The sequence below is a fragment of the Pseudomonas sp. GNP013 genome (genome assembly GCF_054343995.1).
This window is the reverse complement of the sequence record NZ_JBTGUT010000001.1, coordinates 3403613-3426546: the sequence shown is the minus strand read 5'-3', so window position 1 is coordinate 3426546 and position 22934 is coordinate 3403613. Positions and strand designations below refer to the sequence as shown.

22 protein-coding genes and 1 pseudogene are annotated in these 22934 nt (G+C 58.3%); 11 read left to right on the top strand and 12 right to left on the bottom strand.

Translation table 11 applies throughout. The features are described 5' to 3' along the window. Window positions 1–55 precede the first annotated feature (55 nt). Complete coding sequence (locus tag ACXX81_RS14905) at window positions 56–394, top strand: ComEA family DNA-binding protein (RefSeq protein ID WP_209980403.1); 339 nt, start codon at window positions 56–58, stop codon at window positions 392–394. 40 nt (window positions 395–434) lie between these two features. Here ACXX81_RS14905 and ACXX81_RS14900 read toward each other — a convergent pair whose 3' ends face one another. The 8 genes from ACXX81_RS14900 to ACXX81_RS14865 are packed head-to-tail and all read right to left on the bottom strand — an operon-like array spanning window position 435 to window position 7816. Further along, on the bottom strand, window positions 435–1622 hold the full coding sequence (locus tag ACXX81_RS14900; protein WP_209980405.1) for a hypothetical protein: 1188 nt from the start codon (window positions 1620–1622) through the stop codon (window positions 435–437). After that, window positions 1619–2545, bottom strand: coding sequence for a glycosyltransferase family 2 protein (locus ACXX81_RS14895; protein ID WP_209980407.1), 927 nt, complete (start codon window positions 2543–2545; stop codon window positions 1619–1621). Before ACXX81_RS14895 ends, ACXX81_RS14900 begins: the two co-directional genes overlap by 4 nt. Further along, complete coding sequence (locus ACXX81_RS14890) at window positions 2542–3786, bottom strand: O-antigen translocase (protein WP_209980409.1); 1245 nt, start codon at window positions 3784–3786, stop codon at window positions 2542–2544. Before ACXX81_RS14890 ends, ACXX81_RS14895 begins: the two co-directional genes overlap by 4 nt. Next, complete coding sequence (locus ACXX81_RS14885) at window positions 3783–4889, bottom strand: DegT/DnrJ/EryC1/StrS family aminotransferase (protein ID WP_209980411.1); 1107 nt, start codon at window positions 4887–4889, stop codon at window positions 3783–3785. Before ACXX81_RS14885 ends, ACXX81_RS14890 begins: the two co-directional genes overlap by 4 nt. Beyond that, entirely contained in the window at window positions 4882–5823 is a 942-nt protein-coding gene (locus ACXX81_RS14880; protein WP_209980412.1) for a GNAT family N-acetyltransferase, read from the bottom strand. Before ACXX81_RS14880 ends, ACXX81_RS14885 begins: the two co-directional genes overlap by 8 nt. Next, on the bottom strand, window positions 5817–6737 hold the full coding sequence (locus ACXX81_RS14875; protein WP_209980414.1) for a glycoside hydrolase family protein: 921 nt from the start codon (window positions 6735–6737) through the stop codon (window positions 5817–5819). Before ACXX81_RS14875 ends, ACXX81_RS14880 begins: the two co-directional genes overlap by 7 nt. Window positions 6738–6746: 9 nt before the next feature. Next, entirely contained in the window at window positions 6747–7415 is a 669-nt protein-coding gene (locus ACXX81_RS14870; RefSeq protein ID WP_231423126.1) for an acetyltransferase, read from the bottom strand. After that, window positions 7400–7816: a sugar 3,4-ketoisomerase gene (locus ACXX81_RS14865; protein ID WP_209980418.1), complete on the bottom strand. Its 417-nt coding sequence runs from the start codon at window positions 7814–7816 to the stop codon at window positions 7400–7402. Before ACXX81_RS14865 ends, ACXX81_RS14870 begins: the two co-directional genes overlap by 16 nt. A 443-nt stretch (window positions 7817–8259) precedes the next feature. On the opposite strand from ACXX81_RS14865, the gene ACXX81_RS14860 reads away from it, so the two are divergent. Next, complete coding sequence (locus ACXX81_RS14860; protein ID WP_458571954.1) at window positions 8260–9108, top strand: urea carboxylase-associated family protein; 849 nt, start codon at window positions 8260–8262, stop codon at window positions 9106–9108. Between the two features lie 7 nt (window positions 9109–9115). On the opposite strand, the gene ACXX81_RS14855 is transcribed toward ACXX81_RS14860, so the two are convergent. Together ACXX81_RS14855 and eat are read right to left on the bottom strand one after the other, a co-directional pair. After that, window positions 9116–9283: a DUF2897 family protein gene (locus ACXX81_RS14855; RefSeq protein ID WP_069665401.1), complete on the bottom strand. Its 168-nt coding sequence runs from the start codon at window positions 9281–9283 to the stop codon at window positions 9116–9118. Between the two features lie 111 nt (window positions 9284–9394). Continuing rightward, window positions 9395–10759 carry an ethanolamine permease gene (eat, locus tag ACXX81_RS14850; RefSeq protein WP_458571953.1) on the bottom strand — a complete coding sequence of 455 codons (1365 nt, stop codon included), beginning with the start codon at window positions 10757–10759 and terminating at the stop codon, window positions 9395–9397. Between the two features lie 396 nt (window positions 10760–11155). Here eat and kdpF point away from each other — a divergent pair, with 396 nt between their 5' ends. The 6 genes from kdpF (at window position 11156) to ACXX81_RS14820 (ending at window position 19264) form a co-directional block, all read left to right on the top strand. Further along, entirely contained in the window at window positions 11156–11245 is a 90-nt protein-coding gene (gene kdpF / locus ACXX81_RS14845; protein ID WP_003218754.1) for a K(+)-transporting ATPase subunit F, read from the top strand. Window positions 11246–11254: 9 nt separating this feature from the next. Continuing rightward, complete coding sequence (gene kdpA, locus ACXX81_RS14840) at window positions 11255–12949, top strand: potassium-transporting ATPase subunit KdpA (protein ID WP_458571952.1); 1695 nt, start codon at window positions 11255–11257, stop codon at window positions 12947–12949. An 11-nt stretch (window positions 12950–12960) separates the two neighbouring features. After that, on the top strand, window positions 12961–15018 hold the full coding sequence (kdpB, locus tag ACXX81_RS14835; RefSeq protein WP_209980427.1) for a potassium-transporting ATPase subunit KdpB: 2058 nt from the start codon (window positions 12961–12963) through the stop codon (window positions 15016–15018). A 33-nt stretch (window positions 15019–15051) separates the two neighbouring features. Next, window positions 15052–15597, top strand: coding sequence for a potassium-transporting ATPase subunit KdpC (gene kdpC, locus ACXX81_RS14830; protein ID WP_057009635.1), 546 nt, complete (start codon window positions 15052–15054; stop codon window positions 15595–15597). 288 nt (window positions 15598–15885) lie between these two features. Further along, window positions 15886–18537, top strand: a complete 2652-nt coding sequence (locus ACXX81_RS14825; protein ID WP_458571951.1) for a DUF4118 domain-containing protein — start codon at window positions 15886–15888, stop codon at window positions 18535–18537. Between the two features lie 37 nt (window positions 18538–18574). Continuing rightward, window positions 18575–19264: a response regulator gene (locus tag ACXX81_RS14820; RefSeq protein ID WP_015371591.1), complete on the top strand. Its 690-nt coding sequence runs from the start codon at window positions 18575–18577 to the stop codon at window positions 19262–19264. 35 nt (window positions 19265–19299) lie between these two features. Here ACXX81_RS14820 and ACXX81_RS14815 read toward each other — a convergent pair whose 3' ends face one another. Beyond that, window positions 19300–20337 (bottom strand): patatin-like phospholipase family protein, encoded by a 1038-nt coding sequence (locus tag ACXX81_RS14815; protein WP_322213041.1) that lies wholly within the window; start codon window positions 20335–20337, stop codon window positions 19300–19302. Window positions 20338–20555: 218 nt separating this feature from the next. Here ACXX81_RS14815 and ACXX81_RS14810 point away from each other — a divergent pair, with 218 nt between their 5' ends. From ACXX81_RS14810 to ACXX81_RS14800, 3 genes are all read left to right on the top strand, one after another. After that, window positions 20556–20834 (top strand): hypothetical protein, encoded by a 279-nt coding sequence (locus ACXX81_RS14810; protein ID WP_003238638.1) that lies wholly within the window; start codon window positions 20556–20558, stop codon window positions 20832–20834. A gap of 38 nt (window positions 20835–20872) precedes the next feature. Next, entirely contained in the window at window positions 20873–21634 is a 762-nt protein-coding gene (locus ACXX81_RS14805; RefSeq protein WP_209980432.1) for a CHAD domain-containing protein, read from the top strand. A gap of 110 nt (window positions 21635–21744) precedes the next feature. Next, the gene (locus ACXX81_RS14800) at window positions 21745–22542 is read left to right on the top strand and encodes an acyl-CoA thioesterase (RefSeq protein WP_458571950.1); all 798 of its coding nucleotides are present in this window, start codon (window positions 21745–21747) and stop codon (window positions 22540–22542) included. 9 nt (window positions 22543–22551) lie between these two features. Here ACXX81_RS14800 and ACXX81_RS14795 read toward each other — a convergent pair. Then, a pseudogene (locus ACXX81_RS14795) lies at window positions 22552–22761 on the bottom strand (terminase); the annotation flags it as partial. Between the last annotated feature and the right edge of the window lie 173 nt (window positions 22762–22934).

Below are 22934 nucleotides of genomic sequence, written 5' to 3'. Positions count from 1 at the left end.
AAAAAGCAGCTTCGGAAAGCTGCTTTCTCTTTTTAGATGTCATGGAGTGTCACCAATGCAAAACGCCTACATTTCCGCTCTCGTCTTTACCCTGCTTACAAATTTCTCACTTGCAGCAACAGCTGCTCCTGCACCCTCCCTCAACGTTGCTTCACCAATCCCGGTCTCCGCTCAGGTAGAAATCGCTGCGCAAAATGCCAAGGTCAATCTCAACACTGCCGACGCGCAAACGTTGCGACTCAACCTGTTTGGTATTGGTGCAGCCAAAGCCAAAGCGATTGTGGCTTATCGAGAAAGCAATGGGCCTTTCACAGCTGTAGATGAACTGCTTGAGGTGAAGGGAATAGGCAAAGCGCTAATGGAGAAAAACCGCGACAGATTGGAGATCAAATAACCCAATCAAACAGGCCGGTCATCGACCGGCCTGTTCCCGACTATAGTGGAGCTTTCTTAAGTGACATTTCCCTACAGCCCGCAGCCGCAATCAGAAGCAGGAACGCAGGTGCGATAACCAGGGGTCTCTGAACAATCGACAATATCAATAGCAGCGAAAAAGCCATGCCATTGAAGTTCAAGAGCACTCTATGCCTCAGCGCAAAGCCCAACAGCGTCAGTACGAAGAATGCTGTGCCTAGAATGCCCGAGTGAAAGATGATTTTTTTGAAGCTGGCGGAGCCGCTGTCGTCTTCCTTCTCGCTGCCAAACATGAGTGAGCGCGCATCGGACGATTCCCACTCAGAAAATAGCTTGTTGAAGCCATCGGTATTGCGATTGTCTCCTGCGAGCCCCTCCGACTTATAGGCGAAGCGGTCATACATCACGGTCTTCAAATAATCATTTTGTGCAGACAGAATGACGAGTGCCACCATAACGCTTAATAGCACTATGTTACGTTTGTTACCGCGCACCGCTTCGATGGCGAAGTAAGCCAGGCTTAATATGAAAAACGCCATGGACAAACTTAGAATTCCGGAAATGAATATGATGAAGTTGCTGCGTGACCTCAGGTTGAACCTGTCTGCCGCCAGCAGCAGGGCAGCGAAGGTACCCAGCGCACCAGGCTCATCGAAAAAACCAAAAAACCGATAAAATGGATTGTCCAGCATATAGTCCAAAACCACGGTCATAGGGTAAACAAAATAGCCTACGCCATTTTGGGCTTTGAGTTGATCGGGAATTTTGTACTCAGGCAGAGGGCCCAGTAAGAATAATTTATTGTCACCGGTCAGATGATGCAAAAACCAGATGCATATACCGGGAAGCAGAAGAATGGCGATCAGCCGTTTTGATTTACGAAAAATATTCAAGATTTCGTTTGAGGGTATGCAATAAAAAACAAAATAGCCGGCCATGAAATATAAGCAGCCTAGAATACTGGCGCCGTAAAAATAGTAAAACAGGAAAACCATTACGGAGAAAAGCAGGCCAGAAAAGTATTCACGTAGCGCAATATCTTTCTTGAGGAAAAAAAGCACCAGGCACACACCTGCGATCAGGGCCTGAAATTGAGGTGTATACCCCCAGATATAGAAAGGGTTCAATGCAATGACGATCCAGGTTGCCATCGCCCAGAGATAGGTTTTTTTTTGCAGCGTGAGACGCGTTTCTGAAATTTCAATCATCGATCAACCCGACATATAATCAGCGCCAATGCCAGCAACTTTTTGAAGCTCAAGTCGCCCAGAAGCGATCGAGTAATATATTTCAATGCGCCGCTATAATCCTTCTTTACCTTGTGCAGGTGCCGGGCGTATGAATAGTACAGGTTGCTTTTGCCTTTTTTTATAGCACTGTACAGTTCGGGGAAATAAAACTCGCACAGTGCCAGTGAAACCAGGCTGTCATCCAGGTAGCCCATATTTGACGCATGGCTCTGATGCACGCGGTATTGCGTCAGCGGTGTTTTTAATATGTAGATATCGCCTTTGCTGGCGATATGGTAGTAGAACAGGCTGTCTGATGCTTTAGGCAAGCGATAGTCGTAGCCAGAGGCTGGAATTCGATCAGCCCTCACCATAAAGCCCGGCACGGGCACCAGGGAGTTATTGGAGGCGATCAACTCATCGAGCCTGTAAACAGGGTTGTGTTTATTGAATTTGTCTTTCTGTATTTTTACCGCACGTCCCTGTCCGTCAATAACCTGCACATAGGACCCGCAGATGGAGAACTCAGGATGTTGCTCCAGGAACTCGACCTGTTGGCTAATTCGTCCAGGCAGCATCAAATCATCGCCCGCAAACATGGCGACATATTTGCCTTTTGCAAGACGCAAGCCCGCATTGCAATTACCTGTTATCCCCTGGTTAGCGGAAGCAAGGTTAAGTATTATTTTTTCAGGGTTGGCGGCATGCATCTCCTGGAGGAGCGCGTCGGTACCATCTTTGGAAGCGTCATCACTGATGATAATTTCAATATTTGTGTAATCTTGCGATAAGATTGATTGAATGCACTCTTTGATATAGTTCGATTGGTTGTAAACGATGACCACAACGCTGACGAGTGGTTGTTCAGATAAGGGCAGCATCACGCTTGACTTAAGGCTCAATTAATTTTCCGCCATACGAAGAAATACAAAAATACCCAGTAGGCCATGTAGTTTACGCAGTAGCCCATTGTCGCCCCGATCAGACCGTAGGCGTTGGAGAATGCCACGACCAGTAGGCATAGTGTTATGGAGAAAATGATTTCAGAGATGATGAACTCTTTGATCATCGCCCGGCTAACCATCAAGTAGGATAAAATCCAGCTGCCTATTTTCATGGTGTCGCCAACCAGTTGCCACGTAAACAACGGGCGCATGGGTGCGAACTCCTTGGTAAACAATATCCAGATAATAAGGTCGCGAAAAACAAAAACGCCCAGCGACAGCAGCGCGGCCGCAGGCAGAATTATTTTATAGCCGGACATCACTTCGTGTTTGATCTGGCTGGCCGAAGTCAGTTCCGACAGCTTGGGCAGGTAATACACGCTCAGTGTCATTGTGACCACCATCATGTATGCACCGCTTAGCCGAGTCATCGCCTCCCAATAGCCAGCGGCTTCGGCGCTCAAGGAGTCATTCAGATAGGTCCTGATAAACAGGGAGCTCAGCGGAACGCATATGGCAGAGCACAGCGCCATAAATGTAAAACCGGTGAGTTTCCTCAGCGCACTGCGATCAAACTCGAAGGCAAATATACCGAGCCTGAACCAACTGGTTTTCAAGCAAACGCCCAATGTGAACAAACAGGCGATTGACTGATAAGACACCAGAGCAATGAGTGCCCCAAGAAAGTCGAAGCAATAAGCCAGGACCGCAGTAAAGAGCAACGAAAACAGGCTGCCCAGAATATTTGCGATCACATAGCCCTTGATCTCCTTCTTGCCGTTGAGTATGGCCAGGAGCAACGTGTTCACTACCATCGGCAACAACCCGATGGCGAACACAATGAAAAGGTTGCTGTAGGCCCTGTCCCCGAGAAAAAACTCTGCGAGCTCTTTATCAAACACAATAATAAATATCGCACTGATGAGACTGCCCGATAACGCGATGCTGAAAGCCGTGCGCCAGACCTTCTCCTGCTTTAAAGCATCCTCTCCATACTCCGCGGTGTATTTGGTAACGCCGGTGCTGACCGCGCCGCTCGCGAATGTCGAGAAAATCTGTACCGCATTTTGAAGCTGGCCTATGAGTGCGTAGCCCGAAGGACCGGTATAGATCGCGAGCACCTTATTTATGCCGAGCAGCGTAAATATTTTTACCAGCGACGCTATACCACTCAACAGGCTTGTTTTTATCAGCTTCATGACGATACGTAGGCGTTGCACACTTCGATGACGTGCGAAACTTCATCATCACTGATTGTGGGATTCAACGGCAGACTCACCACTGTGTCGTGGATGTTCTCGGTGATCGGGAAGCTTTCAGTCGTCATACCGCGCAACGCCACTTGTTTGTGCGGAGCGGTGGGGTAATGGATTTGTGCTTGCACACCGTTATCGGAAAGATGGGACATGAACCCGTTGCGGTCGTCACATCGGATGACGAACAAGTGCCAGGCCTGGCTTTTGCCATCAGCCAGGTTCGGCAGCGTGATCAATCGATTATCGATGTTAGCAACGTAGTTCGCTGCAATCGCTCGCCGGCGGGCGTTTTCGTTATCGAGGTGCTTGAGCTTGACAGAGAGTATCGCCGCCTGCAGTTCGTCCAGTCGGCTATTGATCCCCGCATAACGATGTTGATATTTCGCCTCGCTGCCGTAGTTGCCCAAGGATCGAACAATGTCGGCAAACTCAGCATCATTGGTAGTGATCCCGCCGCCGTCGCCCAGCGCACCCAGGTTTTTCCCGGGGTAGAAACTGAAGCCTGCAGCATCTCCGAAGGCTCCTGCCTTCCTTCCGAAAGCCTCTGCGCCGTGTGCCTGCGCGGCATCTTCCAGAACCAGCAGACTATGAGCCTTGGCGATGTCATTGATTTTGTCCATTTCGGCCAATTGACCGTAAAGATGGACAGGTAACAAGACCTTGGTTTTTTCACTGATCCTGTTTTGAATTTGTCGGTGATCGATATTGTAGGTGTCGAGGCATGGCTCCACTAGAACGGGTGTCAACCCACTTTCAATGATGGCCAGAATGCTAGCAATGTAGGTATTGGCTGGGACGATGACTTCATCGCCATCGTTAACCCGGCCTTGCTCTTTCCAGGCGCGCAGGGAAAGGGTGAGCGCGTCCAGGCCATTGCCCACACCGATGCAGTACTGGGTACCACAGTACGCTGCAAATGCCTGTTCAAACTGTTCGAGTTCTTCGCCCTTGATATACCAGCCGGACTTTATCACGCGCTCGGCGGCGGCCAGAATTTCTGCCTGGTATTGATCGTTGACTTGCTTCAAATCCAAAAACTTAATCATTCAATTCCAGCCTGTAAAAATCATGCACGATAGCCCGGGCGCTGAAGCTCTCTTTTTGTGCGATCAGCCCGGTGTTCAAGTAAAGCCCGCCACGCTCAGTCGAGATGCCGAAGCTGAAATACGCTTTGTCCGAGCGCTTGGCTTCATCAATGCAGCTTGCCAGGGTCAGATCGAGTGCCCCCGATTCCCTGCCGACTTCGTTTGCCGCGATGTATTGAGTATGCAAGACCTGCTCATAAGCAAATAGCAGCACACCACATATCAACTCTCCATCCTTGCGCACGACCCTCAGACGGATGTTTTCAGGAAAGCGCTCGTGGAGCAGAGCCATTTCATCGATCGAGTGAGTAGGTGTGGCACTGTGCTTCGATAGCACGCTGGAAAGCAGTGCGTGATAGGCCGACCAGTCCGTGGACTCCTCTACGCACAGACCGTTCTTCTTCGCTCTTGCAATCAACCATTTTCGGCCTTTTGAAAACTTGGGCTCTCGCTCCATATCAATGACGCTGGATATATCTCGCCGGAATAAGGTGGCGCCAACGATATTCAGCGCATACAAGTCTTCTTGAGCCGGGTGAGTGGCGAATATGTAAGGAATTGACTTGTATTCAAGGCGGCTGACAGTCTTTTCTTTCAGGAAGACTTTGAGCGTCTGCAGTATCTCAAGAACCTTCTCTGCTTTGACCTTGTGCGAAAGTATCAAGCCGCCGAACGTCAAACCTCCATGTGAATACACAACATTGTCCACAATGTTGGCGGGCAACACGGCAAGGAGTTGATCTTCTTCTTTGAACAGCAGAGAGAAGTCATTAAAGCGATCGGCGTGGTAATCCATGAAGGGGCGTTCGAAGATAAACAGCGGTGTCTTGCTGGTTCTGACGAACTCATTCCATTGGCTCTCGGCGTCTTGCTGATAAAGCTCGCAAATCACCATTGAACCAACTCCATCAGGCCAATACCTTCAACGCCCATATTGTTGCCATTGTAAAAAGCATAGACTTTATCCGCCGTGACACACAGGCGCGGATAGCACAGGTGCTGGTCGTCAAATCCTGCGTGCTCTGAAAGTGACATGCCTAATTCGTCATCCTTGCGCGTCCAGTTGATGCCGTCTTCGGAGTAGGCAACGCCTGGGAAATAATCCTTGCCGGTAATTCCGCCTTTTGTATAGAACATCATATAGCGACCGTTTATCTTGTAAACGGAGGGCCTGCCTATTCTATATTCATCACCTTCATTGTCGATGCAAAGATGATGGGGCCCTGGAAAGGAGATACCGTCAGGCGACTCTGTGTACCAGATGTTATAACGAGGGTATTGAACGCCGTTTATATCACACCAGCCATCTCCCAATGCATACCAAACCTTCCAACGCCCTTCGTCGTAGATCGCAGTATGTATTGCGCGGATTGTGCGACCTTGGTGTACGCGATCAAGTACAGGCGCTTCAGAAACCCGGTCGAACCGAAGTCCGTCCTGGCTGGTCGCCAGGCCAGTGAAGGCAAGGAACTTCGCTTTTTGGACGATCTGGAAACCAACGTAGTACATTCTGATGGTGTCGCCATCGCGCACCACATCGCCCATGATGACGCCGTTATCGTCGAAACATCCGGGGCCACCCTCAGTCAATACTGGCTCTTTGCTAACACCCAGCACCTTGCGTGGGTCATGTGATGACACATCTACATAACCTATGCGGCTGACGCCGGCCTTGTCTCGAAACCCGGCATAAATTCTGATGACGTCCGGGTTCAATAAAAAAGGTGTTGGTGTAAGCGCTGAGTTCTCTGCCCAATCAGGAAGCTGGGTTCGAGCATCGAAGATCTGGCCTATCTTTTTCCAAAGCATGTCAATACCCTACAATTTAACTTTAAGACTGCTTTTTTTCGGCAGCATCTGCGCGGGCGAGCCATAATAAATTCGCTCTGGCTCCGGCAGGTTTTTATTAACCAGGGTGCCGGAGGCAATCACGCAGTCTTTGGGGATGCTGATGCGATCATTCAGTGTCGAATTGACACCGAGGAAACAGGATTCGCCGATATCGCAATAGCCTGACACCACGACATGTGAAGAGAGAAAGCAGTTGTCATTGATACGTGAACGATGCCCTATATGATTGCCGCTCCAGAGAATCACGTTGTTCCCAATCGATACGAAAGGTTGAACTGTATTGTTCTCGAAGATAAAGCAGTTTTCACCGATTTCAGCATTGTGCCACACGAACGCACGCGAACTGATGTAGCTGGCGCACGTATAACCTTTGGACTTGACCATCTCATAGAGACGGGTTCTCAGTCGATTGAGTTGTGAGGCCGGTATCGCGACGAAGACTTCATAGTCGGCGGGCGGATATGTGGTTTCGATTGATTCCAGCGCTACAATGGGGAGATCGTACAGCGTGGTATTTTCGAGGTATTCCTTCTCGACGGAAAAAGCGCAGACCTGAAAATCAGAGTCATGTGTAAAGTACTCATAAGCAATCATGGCGAACTCACCCGCCCCAACGATTATCAGCTTTTTAGACATGCTTGCTCCTCAAGAAAAGTCTCATAAGATCTTATATAGTCGGATTCTTCATAATGTTCACTTGCCAGCACCAGCAATACGCAGTCAGGGCTGAAGTCATGCATTTCCCGCCATACCATACTTTCGATAACCAGCCCGCGTGTAGCGCTGTGCATAATGGTTTCTTCGCGAACAGTTCCGTTGTCCAACACCATCTTGCAGGTGCCGGATACGCAGATCGCAATTTGCTTTAAATTTCGATGGGCATGAAAACCCCTGCTGATGCCGGGGGCTGTAGCGTAGATGTAATAAACACGCTTTATTTCAAAAGGGATGATCTTGTCGACGCCAACTTCAATGGCAATCAGCTCCCCTCGGTTATCGCCCAGTCGCTCAAAATCCAGCCATCTGATCAATTCCATTTCACCCTCCATGCCTCATAATTTATGCTGTTTACCCGCACTGACGAGCCATGATAGTTAGGCAAATAAATTCAATTTCATACCCATACATGTCACTTCCGTTACTAACGTCGACCCCTTTACTGCCGCGACAGGGCCACCGTAGGCAGCAGGCCACCTGTGTAGTTGCAAAGAGTCAGGTCCGTTCGGTTTCAGCGTCTCTCATCGAAAGGGGGCTCTCTGGTTCACCGTGCATCTGCGTAACTCGACACAAAGTGGCTTTGGATTGGCAACCCTAGCCATAGCTTGAAAAAGGTCGATTATGTCACGGGGTATGGTAAATACCCATACAAAAGCGGTTGCCGATCTCACTTTAAAACCCTTCAGTCCTGATACTGCGCACAGCGCTGGCATGAATGGTGATTATCTCTTATGCAGAAAATTCCCAAGTCGAGGCGTCCATCATGTACAAAAACTACCCACCCGCTTACCAGGTCAGCAAAGGCTCCGCGCTGCAGGTCGACATCGCCTTCTACGAACGAATCCGCAATCGTGCCGACCTGCGCACCCTGATCAACCACTTCGAAGTCCCAATCCGCACAGGACGCGCATGGAACGTCCCCGCCGGTCACGTCTTCCGTGTCACCACTCCGGTAGGCCCGCAAGTAGGCGACTTCAATGTCTGGAACGCCCACGACCCGCGCGAGCGCCTGTGGGCGGCACGCACCCGTCAATTGCAGGGCGCCCACGTCAGCACCTACGACCGGCTATGGTCGAACCTGCCCTTTCTAAGGCCTCTGGTCACCATCACCGACGACAGCCTGGCCGGCTACGGTATCGATGAACACGGTGGCCGCCTGCACGATCTGCTCGGCACGCGTTGCGATCCCTATGTGAACCGCATGCTGACCGGCGAGGATTTCCATCATCACTGCCACTCGAACCTGACCCGTGCAATATTGCCCCACGGCCTGACAGAATTCGACGTGCACGACGTGCTGAATATTTTCCAGTGCACCGGGCTTAATCACGATGACCTGTATTTCATGAAAGCCTGCCCGGCGCAGAAGGGCGACTACCTTGAGTTTTTCGCCGAGATTGACCTGTTGTGCGCGCTATCGACGTGCCCGGGTGGAGATTTGTCGTTGCCGATGTGGGGCCCGCAGGCGCAGGACCCGCTGACGGTGTGTCGTCCGTTGGGTGTCGAGATCTACAGGCTGGAGGATGAGCTGCTGAGCGGCTGGAGCCAGCCGGAACGTGCTGCCTATAAAGGTCAGCACGGTTTGCATATTGCCGGGGCGGAGTGGGAGTAAACCCGGTTCAGCGGTCCTGCGCGTCCTTGGCATCCGCTTGCGCATTGCGCTGGGCCACGCGCTTGCGTTGTTCGTCGGTGAGTTCCACCTTGTTGGCGCTGTCACGCAGCATCATGAGGCCACCGACGATCGACCCGATCGCTACTACCATAATCAACCACGCATACCACGGCATAACGCTCTCCTTGAGGCAGATCGCCGTGGGAGAATTTTCCCACGGTAATAACTGCTTTGAGTGACGGGCTTTCTGAGTAGTTCAGTGTAGGCCCGTTCTGCCTCCCACGTCTTATAGGCCGGTCAGCATTGCGTCCGCCGGCGCATCGGCGCGGTCTTGTGCGGTCAATTGGAAGTACACGAAGCCAACGGCCATGAAGCCGAGGAAGATAAGCCCGATCAACGTGTTGAACCAGGCCATCGCGACCAGGCATACCACGGCCAGCACCAGCGCGATGCCGGGCACCAGTGGATAGCCCGGCGCGCGGAAGGTGCGCTCCAGCAGCGGTTCGGTCTTACGCAGTTTGAACAGGCTGAGCATGCTCATGATGTACATGACGATGGCGCCGAACACGGCCATGGTGATCATCGCGGCGGTCAGGGTCATGCCGCCGAGGTTGATCAGGCCATCACTGTAGATGGCCGCGATGCCGACGACGCCGCCGGCGATGATTGCGCGGTGCGGTGTCTGAAAACGCGACAGTTTGGCGAGGAAGGAGGGCAGGTAACCGGCGCGCGCCAGGGCGAAGAACTGCCGCGAGTAGCCGAGGATGATGCCGTGGAAGCTTGCCACCAGGCCGAACAGGCCGATCCACACCAGCATGTGCAGCCAGCCGGAGTGGTCGCCCACTACGGTTTTCATGGCTTGGGGCAGCGGGTCGTTGATGTTCGCCAGGGTGCGCCAGTCACCCACGCCGCCGGCGAAGAACATCACGCCCATGGCCAGAATCACCAGAGTGAGGATGCCACTGATGTAGGCCTTTGGAATGGTGCGCTTGGGGTCTTTCGCTTCCTCGGCCGCCATGGCTGCGCCCTCGATGGCGAGGAAGAACCAGATGGCGAAGGGGATCGCCGCAAACATCCCGGCAATCGCCGGTGCGCCAAACGTATCGGATCCCGCCCAGCCATTGAGGGCGAAGTTGCTGAAGCTGAACGCGGGGGCGACCACGCCCATGAACACCAGCAGCTCGGCGACGGCGAGTACGCACACCACCAGTTCGAAGGTGGCGGCGAGTTTCACGCCAAGGATGTTCAGGCCCATGAACACGATGTAGGCGCCGACGGCCGCGTGTTTCGGGTCCAGGGCCGGGAACTGCACATTCAGGTAGGCGCCGATGGCCAGGGCGATGGCAGGTGGCGCGAATACGAATTCGATCAGGGTCGCGAGGCCGGCGATCAAACCACCTTTTTCACCAAAGGCGCGGCGGCTGTAGGCAAAGGGGCCGCCAGCGTGAGGAATCGCGGTAGTGAGTTCGGTGAAACTGAAGATGAAGCAGGTGTACATCGCGGCGACCATCATTGACGTCACCAGGAACCCGAGGGTGCCGGCCACGCCCCAGCCGTAGCTCCAGCCGAAGTATTCCCCGGAGATCACCAGCCCGACGGCAATACCCCATAAATGCAGGGTGCCCAAGGTGGGTTTGAGGTGTGTGTTCATTGTGCTGCGCTCCTTGAACGGTTTGGAATGATTCAAGGTGTTGCAGCGGGCATGCCAGCATGAAAATCATGGTCGTAAAGTGGCGCATCCGTCGTATCGGGGACGGTTTGGTGTTTGAACATACTCACCACTGCACCAGGCAGGTGCAGTGGTGCCTTGGCTGGCGCCATCGCGGGCAAGCCCGGCTCCCACAGTCAACCGCATTCCAATGTGGGAGTCGGGCTTGCCCGCGATGAGGCCCGTTCAAGCAATGCAAACCCGCGGTGTAAACCCCGCATAAACCCACTCTTTACGCCGTCTTTACGCCCCGCCCACGCCCTCGCTCTCGTTCCTTTACACCACTCCTGCGGACAATTGCCCCACACGCGGCACTCGCCGCACAACGGAGAGACTTCCATGAGCGTTCTGGACGGGGTGTCACTGCTATTGGCCGTGGCGCTGTTCATTTATCTGCTGGTTGCGCTGTTACGCGCGGATCGGAACTAGGAGTTGGGCATGCACAGTTATGACTATTGGCTGATCATTGCCTTCTTTGCCGTGGTGTTGGTACCGGCACCCTTGCTCGGGCGTTTCTACTACAAGGTGATGGAAGGCCAGCGCACCTGGCTGACCCCTGTGCTGGGGCCGGTGGAAAGAGCCTGCTATCGCCTGTCCGGCGTGGATGACCAACAGGAACAGAGCTGGCAGAAATACACGCTGGCCTTGCTCGCGTTCAACCTCGCGGGTTTCCTGCTGTTGTTCGCGATCCTGCTGTTTCAGGACTACCTGCCGCTCAATCCGCAGAAACTGCCGGGTCAGGAGTGGACGCTGGCCTTCAACACGGCGGTCAGTTTCATGACCAACACCAACTGGCAGTCCTACAGCGGTGAGGCGTCCCTGAGCTACCTCAGCCAAATGGCCGGCCTGACCGTGCAGAACTTCGTCAGTGCGGCCACGGGGCTGGCAGTCCTCGTCGCTCTTTGCCGTGGGATCGGTCGCAAATCAACCGCGACATTGGGTAACTTCTGGGTCGACATGACCCGCGCCACCCTCTACGGCCTACTGCCGTTGTGCCTGGTGCTGGCGCTGTTCCTGGTGTGGCAGGGCGTGCCGCAAACCTTCGCCCACTACGTCGATGCCGTGACAATGCAAGGCGTGGATCAAGTGATTCCGCTCGGTCCTGCGGCCAGCCAGATTGCGATCAAGCAACTGGGCACCAACGGCGGCGGTTTCTTCGGCGTCAACTCGGCGCACCCGTTCGAGGACCCGACCGCCTGGGCCAATCTGTTCGAGCTGGCGGCGATCATCCTGATTCCGGTGGCGCTGGTGTTCACCTTCGGCCACTACGTCAAGGACCTGCGCCAGAGCCGCGCGATCCTCGGCTGCATGCTCGCGCTGTTCCTGATCGGTGGCGCGACCTCGCTGTGGGCCGAATACCAGCCCAACCCCACCTTGAACAACCCCGCCGTGGAGCAGACCGCACCGCTGGAAGGCAAGGAAGCGCGCTTCGGCACCACCGGCACCGTGCTCTGGTCGGTGACGACTACGGCGGCGTCCAACGGTTCGGTCAACGGTATGCAGGACAGCCTCAATCCGTTGAGCGGCATGGTGGCGCTGGTCAACATGATGGTCGGCGAAGTGATCTTCGGCGGCGTCGGCGCCGGTATGTACGGCATGCTGCTCAACGTGTTGATCGCAGTCTTCCTCGCCGGCCTGATGATCGGCCGCACGCCTGAATACCTGGGCAAGAAACTCCAGGCCAAGGAAGTGCAACTGCTCGTGGTGACCCTGCTGGTGATGCCGGTTGGCGTACTCGTGCTGGGCGCCATCGCCGCCAGCCTGCCAGGCCCGGCCGGTGCAATCAGCAACCCCGGACCCCATGGTTTCAGCCAGTTGCTCTACGCCTACACCTCGGCCAGTGCCAACAACGGCTCGGCGTTCGGCGGCTTCAGTGGCAACACGCCATTCCATAACCTGATGCTGAGCCTGGGCATGTTGCTCGGCCGCTTCGGCTACATCCTCCCGGTACTGGCCCTGGCCGGCAGCCTGGCGATGAAGAAGACCGCGCCGATTGGCCAGAACAGCTTTCCCACCCACGGCCCGCTGTTCGTGACCCTGTTGACTGTGACCATTTTGCTGGTGGGCGGCCTGACGTTCCTGCCGACGCTGGCATTGGGCCCTATCGCTGAACACCTGAGCATGGGCTTCTGAGGGATATGAAAATGAATATGCCTGCAAACAACGCGGCCCCGGTCAAACCCCAGGAACCCGCCAAAACCGCAATCTCCGCGCTGTGGCGCCCGGCGCTGGTCCAGGCCTTCGTCAAGCTCGACCCACGGCAACTGCAACGCTCGCCGGTGATGCTGGTGGTCGAATTGACGGCCATCCTCACCACCGTGCTGTGCTTCGTGCCCGACACCGCTGTGCCCACCTTTGTCGCCGCGCAGATTGCGCTGTGGCTGTGGTTCACCGTGCTGTTCGCCAACTTCGCCGAAGCGCTGGCTGAAGGGCGTGGCAAGGCCCGCGCCGACAGCCTCAAGGCCGGCAGTGAAGGCCTCGGCGCACGGCGCAAAGAGGCCGATGGCACCTTCAAGATGGTACCCGCTGCCAGCCTGCGCAAGGGCGACGTGGTGCGCGTGGTCGTCGGCGAAATGATCCCCGGCGACGGTGAAGTCATCGAAGGGATCGCCGCAGTCAACGAAGCCGCGATCACTGGCGAATCCGCCCCGGTCATCCGCGAATCCGGCGGCGACCGTTCGGCCGTCACCGGCAATACGCGGCTGGTGTCCGACTGGCTGCTGGTGCGCATCACCGCCAACCCCGGCGAATCCACCCTGGACCGCATGATTGCCCTCGTGGAAGGCGCCAAGCGCCAGAAAACCCCTAACGAGGTGGCACTGGACATCCTGCTGATCGGGCTGACCCTGATCTTCCTGATGGTCGTGGTCACCCTGCAGCCGTTTGCCCACTTTGCCAATGGCAGCTTGCCCCTGGTGTTCCTCGTCGCACTGCTGGTGACGCTGATTCCTACCACCATTGGCGGTTTGTTGTCGGCCATCGGTATCGCCGGCATGGACCGTCTGGTGCGCCTCAATGTGATCGCCAAGTCCGGCCGCGCCGTGGAAGCGGCGGGGGACGTGCATGTGCTGTTGCTGGACAAGACCGGCACCATCACGTTCGGCAACCGCCGGTGCTCGGCGGTGGTCGCCGCGCCAGGCGTCAGTGGCCGCGAGGTGGCCGAAGGTGCCTTGTTCGCGTCCCTGGCGGATGACACGGCGGAGGGCAAATCCATCGTCGAATACCTGCGCGCCTTGCACCCCCAGGCCGAACCGTCGCTGGATGAATTGACCGCCGTACCGTTCAGTGCCGAAACCCGCCTGTCCGGTGTCGACTACCAGGGCCGCGTATTTCGCAAAGGCGCGGTGGATTCGTTGCTGGCGTTTATCGGTTTGCAACGCAGTGACCTGTTACCGGCGCTCTCGCGGGAAATCGACAAGATCGCCCAGAGCGGTGGCACGCCGTTGCTGGTGTGTGCCGACGGCAAACTGCTCGGCGCGATCCACCTCAAAGACGTGGTCAAACCTGGTATCCGCGAGCGCTTCGCCGAGCTGCGCAAGCTGGGCATCCGCACTGTGATGGTCACCGGCGACAACCCGCTGACGGCCGCCGCGATTGCCGCCGAAGCCGGCGTGGACGACGTGCTGGCCGAGGCCACCCCGGAGAAAAAACTCGCGCGCATCCGCCTCGAGCAAAATGACGGGCGCCTGGTTGCCATGTGCGGCGACGGCGCCAACGACGCTCCGGCGCTGGCCCAGGCAGACGTTGGCATGGCGATGAACGATGGCACCCAGGCCGCCCGTGAAGCGGCCAACATGGTCGACCTCGACAGCGATCCCACCAAGCTGCTGGACGTGGTGCAGATCGGCAAGGAATTGCTGGTGACCCGAGGCGCGCTGACGACGTTCTCCATCGCCAACGACGTGGCCAAGTACTTCGCCATCCTGCCCGCGCTGTTCGCCGCGATCTACCCGCAGTTGGGCGTGCTCAACGTGATGCACCTGCAGAGCCCGCAGAGTGCGATCCTTTCGGCGATTGTGTTCAACGCGCTGATCATCGTGGTGCTGATTCCCCTGGCCCTGCGCGGTGTGCGCGTGCAGGCGGCGAGTGCGGCGGCGTTGCTGCGTCGCAACCTGCTGATCTACGGCCTGGGCGGCCTGCTGGTGCCGTTCGTGGGCATCAAGGCGATCGACATGCTGCTGACGGCGTTGCACCTGGTGTAACGCTCGCCTTCCCGACTTAATGAGGATTTGACCATGACTAACATGATCCGCCCGGCTTTGAGCCTGTTGGTGCTGATGACCCTGATCACCGGCGTCGCCTATCCGCTGGTGGTCACCGGTGTGGCCCAGGTGGCGTTCCCCGCCCAGGCCAACGGCAGTCTGGTGCGCGATGCCAGCGGCAAGGTGCGCGGCTCCAGCCTGATCGCCCAGGACTTTACCGGCGACGGCTGGTTCCACCCACGGCCTTCGGCCGGGGCTTTCGCCACGGTATCCAGCAGCGCCAGTAACCTGGGCCCAAGCAACCCGGCGCTGGCGACGCGCGTGTTCGACGACGCGACCAAGCAGCAGGTGCCAGGCCAGGGCCCGGTGCCGCTGGCCTCGCTGACCACCTCCGGCAGCGGCCTGGATCCGCACTTGCCACCGCCGGCGATTGCCTATCAACTGGCGCGGGTGGCCGCGGCGCGAAATGTGCCGGTGGCGACCTTGCAACGCTTGCTGGATGAACACATCGAAAGCCCGTTGGTGGGCCCGCCGGTGGTGAACGTCCTGGCCCTGAACATGGCCCTGGAAAAGTTGTAGGCAGCGCCGCCGTGATCGCGGGCAAGCCCTAATGCCGTTCAGTCAAGGAAAATGTGTGGGCTTATTGTGGCGAGCGGGCTTGCCCCGCGTTGGGGTGCGAAGCGCCCCCAATCGATCAAAACGCGGTGTACCTGATACGGCTCAGCGCCTGGCTTTGGGGCTGCTGCGCAGCCCAACGCAGGACAAGCCTGCTCGCCACAGGGAATCTGCGCTTAACTGAACGGCATTAGGGCTTCCCGCGATAAGGCCATAAACGCCATCCATACACACCTGAAGGAACCCTGAAGCATGAGCGACTCCGGCCGCGCCGACGCCCTGTTAGCCGATCTGCCCCGGGATGGCCGTGGCCGACTGAAAGTTTTCCTCGGCGCCGCGCCCGGTGTGGGCAAGACCTACGCCATGCTCCAGGCCGCCCATAGCCAACTGCGCCAGGGCGTGCGACTGATCGCCGGGGTGGTCGAAACCCATGGCCGCGCCGAGACCGAGGCCTTGCTCGGCGGCCTGCCGCAGCAACCGTTGCTGCGCAGCGAATACCGCGGCGTGATGCTCGAAGAAATGGACCTTGACGGCTTGCTCGCGGCCCGGCCCGCATTGGTGCTGGTGGATGAACTGGCCCACAGCAATGCGCCCGGCAGCCGTCATGAAAAACGCTGGCAGGATATTCAGGAGTTGCTCGCGGCCGGTATCGACGTGTTCACCACAGTCAACGTCCAGCACCTGGAAAGCCTTAATGATCAAGTGCGCGGCATCACCGGCGTGCAGGTGCGTGAAACCCTGCCGGACTGGGTGCTGCAGGAAGCCGACGAACTGCTGCTGATCGACCTGCCGTCCCGTGAATTGCTTGAGCGCCTGCGCGACGGCAAGGTCTATGTGCCGGAACAGGCCCGCGCCGCCATCGATGCGTTTTTTACCCAGACCAACCTGATGGCCCTGCGCGAGTTGGCGATGCAAACCGCCGCCGCCCATGTCGACGATGACCTGGCTCAGGGCTATCGCCAACTCGGCCAGGCCGCACCGGCGGTGCGTGGTCGCTTGCTGGTGGGCGTGGACGGCGACGCGCAGGCCGAACGTCTGGTGCGCCATGCCAGTCGCGTGGCCCAGCGCCGGCATTTGCCGTGGAGCCTGGTGCATATCGATAACGGCCGGGCGCGCGATGAGCAGTCGCGCCTGCGTCTGCAAAACGCGCAGCAACTGGCCGAGCGCCTGGGCGGCGAGGTGGTGTTGTTGCGCGCCGGCGAGGTGGCCAGGACGTTGATCCAGCACGCCGCCGAACGTCGAGCCAGCCTGCTGCTGGTGGGGCAGTCGCGGATGCGCTGGCGCCGCCGGCTGCTGGGGGGGGGGCTGGCCGCACGCCTGTTGCGCCAGGCGCGGGGGCTGGAAATCAACGTGCTCGACAGCGACGAGTTGCCCGCGCCGCCGCGCTTGCCGCAGGTGATGGGGCTGCGCTGGTTCGATTACGCCCTGGCAGTGGTGGCCACTTTGGTGGCGGCCGCCGTGGCCTGGGGGGTGTCCAGCGTGATGCCGTTGCCGAACATCTCGCTGGTGTTTCTTGCCGCGGTGTTGCTGGTGGCGGTGCGCAGCAGCCTTGGGCCGTCGCTGGTGTGTGCCGCGCTCTCCTTCATGGCTTACGACTTTCTGTTTATTCCGCCGAATTTCTCTTTCGCCATCCAGCGTGAAGAAGACGTGCTGACGCTGTTGTTCTTCCTGTTGATGGCCGCGCTCACCGGCAACCTGGCCGCGCGGCAGCGCCAGCAATTGCAGGCGCTGCGCGATACCCAGGAAGAAACCAGCGAACTGCTGGACCTGTCCCGCAAGCTGACCGCCGCCACCGATCGCCAGGCGGTGATCAGCGCGGCGACCCTGCACCTGCAGGGTTGGAGCGACCTCGATCTGTGTCTGGTCAACCGCGACGGGCAGGGCGGCTGGACGGTCGAAACCGGCGGCCCGCTGACGTTCACCGAAGCCGAGCGCGCCGCCGCCGACTGGTCCTGGCAGCATGACCAGCCGGCAGGCCGGGGCACTGGCACCTTGCCGTTTGGGCGCTGGTGGTGGTGGCCGTTGTCGGGCGAAGAAGGTCCGTTGGGCTTGCTCGGCGTGAGTGCCAAGCCGGGCCTTGAGCTGAGCGGCCAGCGTCGACGTCTGCTCACGGCCTTGAGCCAACCGCTGGCGCAGGCCCTGGCCCGCGCGCAGTTGGCGCAGGAGCTCGAATCCGCGCGGTTGCATGGCGAAACCGAACAACTGCGCAGCGCCTTGCTCGCCTCGGTGTCCCACGACTTGCGCACGCCGTTGACCTCAATGCGCGGTAGCATCGACAGCCTGCTGGCGCTCGGCGAAGCGATTCCCCTGGACGATCGCCGCGAACTGCTGGAAGGCACCCGCGATGAAGCCGAGCGCCTGGACCGCTATATCCAGAACCTGCTCGACATGACCCGACTGGGGCACGGCGCACTCAAGCTGGCGCGCGACTGGGTGTCGCCCGGCGATATCGCCGGCAGCGCCCTCGGCCGTCTGCGCGCGGTGCTGGCGCCGTTGCAGGTGATCACCGATGTGCCAGCGGAGCTGCCGTTGCTGTATGTGCACGCGGCGCTGATCGAACAGGCGCTGGTCAACGTGCTGGAAAACGCCGCGCGCTTTTCACCGGTTCAAGGCCGCTTGCAGTTGAGCGCCGGCGTCGCGGACGATCAGCTGTTTTTCGCCGTGGCTGATGAGGGGCCGGGGATTCCCGAAGATGAACGCGCGAAGATTTTCGACATGTTCTATACCGCTGCCCGCGGTGATCGGGGCGGGCAGGGCACGGGCCTCGGTCTGGCGATCTGTCAGGGTATGGTTGGCGCGCACGGCGGGCATATCCGCGTGGCCGATGGCATCGACGGGCGCGGCACCTGCATCACCTTGTTTCTGCCTTTGCCGGCCCAGCCTGGCCTGGAGCGTGAGGCGTGAGATACCCTGTGTTCTCGACGATTTATGATTGGACGCCATGAGCCAGACCGCGACGATTTTGGTCATTGATGACGAGCCGCAGATCCGCAAGTTTCTGCGCATCAGCCTGGCCTCCCAGGGCTACAAAGTGATCGAGGCCGGCACCGGCACCGAAGGTCTGGCCCAGGCGGCGCTGAACAAGCCGGACTTGCTGGTGCTCGACCTCGGCCTGCCGGACATGGACGGCCAACAGGTGCTGCGCGAGTTTCGCGAATGGTCCACGGTGCCGGTGCTGGTGCTGTCGGTTCGCGCCAGCGAAGGGCAGAAAGTCGAAGCCCTGGACGGTGGCGCCAACGACTATGTGACCAAACCGTTCGGCATCCAGGAATTCCTTGCCCGTATCCGCGCGTTGTTGCGCCAGGCGCCGGCGGGCGAGGCTCAGGAGGCCGCGTTGCGCTTCGGCCCGCTCACCGTGGACCTGGCCTATCGCCGGGTATTGCTCGACGGCGCCGAAGTAGCGTTGACTCGCAAGGAGTACGCGGTGCTGGCGCAACTGGCGCGCCATCCGGGGCGGGTGATCACCCAGCAGCAACTGCTCAAGGACATCTGGGGCCCGACCCATACCGAGGACAGCCACTATCTGCGTATCGTGGTGGGGCACCTGCGGCAGAAGCTGGCGGATGACCCGACCCAGCCGCGATTTATCCTGACGGAGCCGGGGGTGGGGTATCGGTTGCTAAGCAGCTGAGTGCCGTTGCGTCTGGACTGGCCTCTTCGCCACTCTCAACCCTGTTCACTCTCATACCGATCCAACGTATCGCTGGCAATCTCCCGCCCCAGCGCGATCAACTCCGGCGCCTTGTAAAACTCGAAAAAACGACACACCCGCTTGGGCACGTTGATCAGCACATCGGGCGGGTACCCGGCGATCTTGTACTGTGCCAGCGATGTTTGCATCACTTCGAAACTCTGGTTGATCAAGTCCAGCAGCGACGCTGGCCCGACGTTATCGATAATGAACGAGCCGGTGGCCGACTTCGGTGCGCCGGGTTTTTCCGGCGCGGCGGCGGGCTGCTGGGATTCGGGCTCGGCCGACTCCAGCCACGGGTTGATTTCCGCCGCATGGGCCTGCAGGGCTTCCTGCTCGAGTTTCATCAACTGCTCGGCCTGCTTGCGGCGAAACGGCAAGTGCGAACCGAGCGATTTGGCCAGGCTGTTGAAGCGGCTCTTGAACGCCGGCGGGCGCTGGATCACCGGCAAATGGTAGTGCTTCTGGTTGGTGGCGTTGAGGTTGACCGCGATGATCAGGTCGCAATGGCTCGACACCACCGGCACGATCGGCAACGGGTTGAGCAGGCCGCCGTCCACCAGCATGCGGTTGCCCTGCATCACCGGGGTAAACAGGCTGGGGATTGCCGCCGAGGCGCGCATGGCCTGGTGCAGGCAGCCTTCCTGGAACCAGATTTCCTGCTGGTTGGTCAGGTCGGTGGCGACGGCGGTGTAGGGGATGCGCAGGTCTTCGATATTGATCTCGCCGACGATCTTGCGAATCTGCCCGAACACTTTCTCGCCACGAATCGCCCCCAGGCGAAAGCTCACGTCCACCAGGCGCAGCACATCGAGGTAGTCGAGGCTTTCGATCCAGTTGCGATAGTCGTTCAGCTTGCCGGCGGCGTAGATCCCGCCCACTACCGCGCCCATGGAACAACCGGCGATACAGGCGATGTCATAGCCGCGTCGTTCGATTTCCTCGATCACACCGATATGGGCGTAACCCCGGGCCCCGCCGGACCCCAACACCAAGGCAACACGTTTCTTCATAGTCCCTGTCCTACACAAAACAGGTGCCCACAATGCACCCATTGAGGGGGCCGCTTCAATCGTCGCGGCTGCTTCACAATAGTTCTCCAGAATAGCGACGGGGCTAGGGTATGCTTTGGCAATCAGCGCTTCACGTTACAGGCCGTCCTACAAGGCACTTTTCTTCGTAGGCACCGTCTACAGCGTACGACTGTTTTTCTTATTTTGAGGTGTCATTGATGAAAGCCTGGATGTGTGTGCCCGTGATCCTGTTGGCCCTGGCCGGTTGCGCTGGTAAAACCGCTTACCGCGACAGCTGCGGGTCGCAATTGGATGCCGCCTGGAAAGAGCTGGACCTGGCCAAGGCCGAAGGTTTTGCCGGCACTGTCAGTTACTCCAAGGCTTTGTCGCTGTTGACGGGCGCCAAGACCCAGCAGCAATTCGAAGCGTTCGAGGGCTGCTCCAATAAAGCCGAAAAAGCGCGGTTCTATATTCGTGAGTCGCGCGCCGGACGTTGATCGGTTAAACAGGGTTTTCATCGAAAAGGGAGGACAGGATGCCAGCGTTGGTTGATCAGTTAGTCGCCCAGGTCATAGGCCTGGAAGTAGGGTTGCTGAGCTGCCAGGCTCGCCTTGCCGCCGTCACCGACGATGAAGCCCTGCACGACCTGCGCACCACCGTGCGCCGCCTGCGCAGTCTGTTGCGCCCGTTGCGTGAATTGCCGGGTGTCGAGCAGCTTGAACTGGCGGCCGGCACGGTGGGCCGCTTGACCACGCCGTTACGCGACCGCGAGGTGCTGGCGGCGTATTTGCATCAGCAAGGGTATCAAGCGGCTGCAGAGCGTCGGCTGCGTCTGCAGCCGGACGCCTATCGTCAGGTGGCGCAGAGCCAGGAGCTCGCGCACCTGCTGCAGATTCTCGATGCATTCCCACGGTTTATTCGTGCCGCCCAGCGTCAGAAATTGCTCAAGGGCCTGCGTTCGCTTATCGAGAAGCGCCTGGCCAGGCAGTGGCGCAAGCTGGGCGATGCGCTGAACGATCCGAGCCACGATCGCCACCGCCTGCGGCTGTTGATCAAGCGCGTGCGTTATGCGGCCGAGGCTTACCCCGAGTTGGACAAGCTACCGGCGAATGCCTTATCGCGTCTGAAAAAAGCCCAGGGCGCCCTGGGTGATTGGCATGATTGCTGGCAGTGGCTGGCCCAGGCCGAACAGCAGGTTGACCTGCTTCCCTGCGTGCCGGTCTGGCATACCACCATGACAAAGGCCGAGGCGCAGGCTGATCGCGTGCTGGATAAACTGCGCGCCGATTGTTTCTGAACCGCGTTTCGCCCGCGTCTGCAGGTCCGGTTTTTGGCAGTAACAGGCGCTGTACCTTAAAGGCGTGATAGTTAAGATGCGTCGATCGATTTTCCTGATATGAGGCTGCCATGCGCTTTAGTGATTTAATCGACGCAGTTCGTCGCAACCCGCTGGATGTCACCATCCCCGCCGAGTGGGGCCAGGGCCGCGCCAGCTTCGGTGGCCTGGTTGCCGCGCTGCTATACGAAGCGATGATTGCCCAGGTGCCGGCCGGACGGCCGTTGCGTTCCCTGGCGATCACTTTTGTGGGGCCGGTGGCACCGGATGTGTCGGCCAGCTATCAGGTTGAAGTGTTGCGCGAAGGCAAGGCCGTCAGCCAATTGCTCGGTCGCGTGGTGCAGAACGGCGACGTCGCGACCTTGGTGCAGGCCAGTTTCGGCGCTTCCCGCGTATCGGAAATTGACGTGGCCAGCGAACCGGCACCGGTGTTCAAACATTGGGATGAAGTCGAGGACTTACCCTACATCAAGGGCGTCACCCCCGAGTTCATGCGGCACATGTCGATGCGCTGGACCATGGGCGGCCTGCCGTTCAGCGGTCAGAAATCCCGCACCATGGGCGGCTGGATTCGTTTGCGTGGCGACGTAAAAGAGGAGCCCCTGACCGAAGCGCATATCCTCGCACTGGTCGACGCCTGGCCGCCGGCCTTGCTCCCGCACCTGAGCAAACCGGCACCGGGCAGTTCACTCACCTGGACCATCGAGTTCATTCAACCCCTGCAGGACCTCACCACCCTCGACTGGTGCCAGTACCACGTCACCATCGAACATGCCCGCGACGGCTACGGCCACACCGCCGCCGCCTTTTGGAGCCCGAACGGCGCACTGATCGCCATCAGCCGCCAGACAGTGACCGTGTTCGCCTGACCCTCAGCGACGCTGCAACCCCATACCTGCCAGAATCCCGACCACACCCACGGCAACACTGGCCAGGCTGGTGCTGAACACACCCGAAGCGATCAGCAGAAAGCCGGTGATAAACAGCGGCACAGCGATCAACTGCAGCGCCTGGTGAGTGGCATGTTGCTGGTTTTGCGGGTCGTTGCGCCATTGCCAGGCGGGGAAATCAGGATGACGTTTGCCCATGATGGTAAATCCTCTGTCCGTTTAAACAACATGGGCAGAGTTTAGGTGGGGCAGGGCGGGCGCGGCGAATTGGGGTTGGCTATGGGGGTCATAGACGACATGAGTAAGCTGTCTTCAGGCCCAAATGACGCAGTCATGGTCGTTCATGTGTACCAGGAACGTAAGGTTGCCAT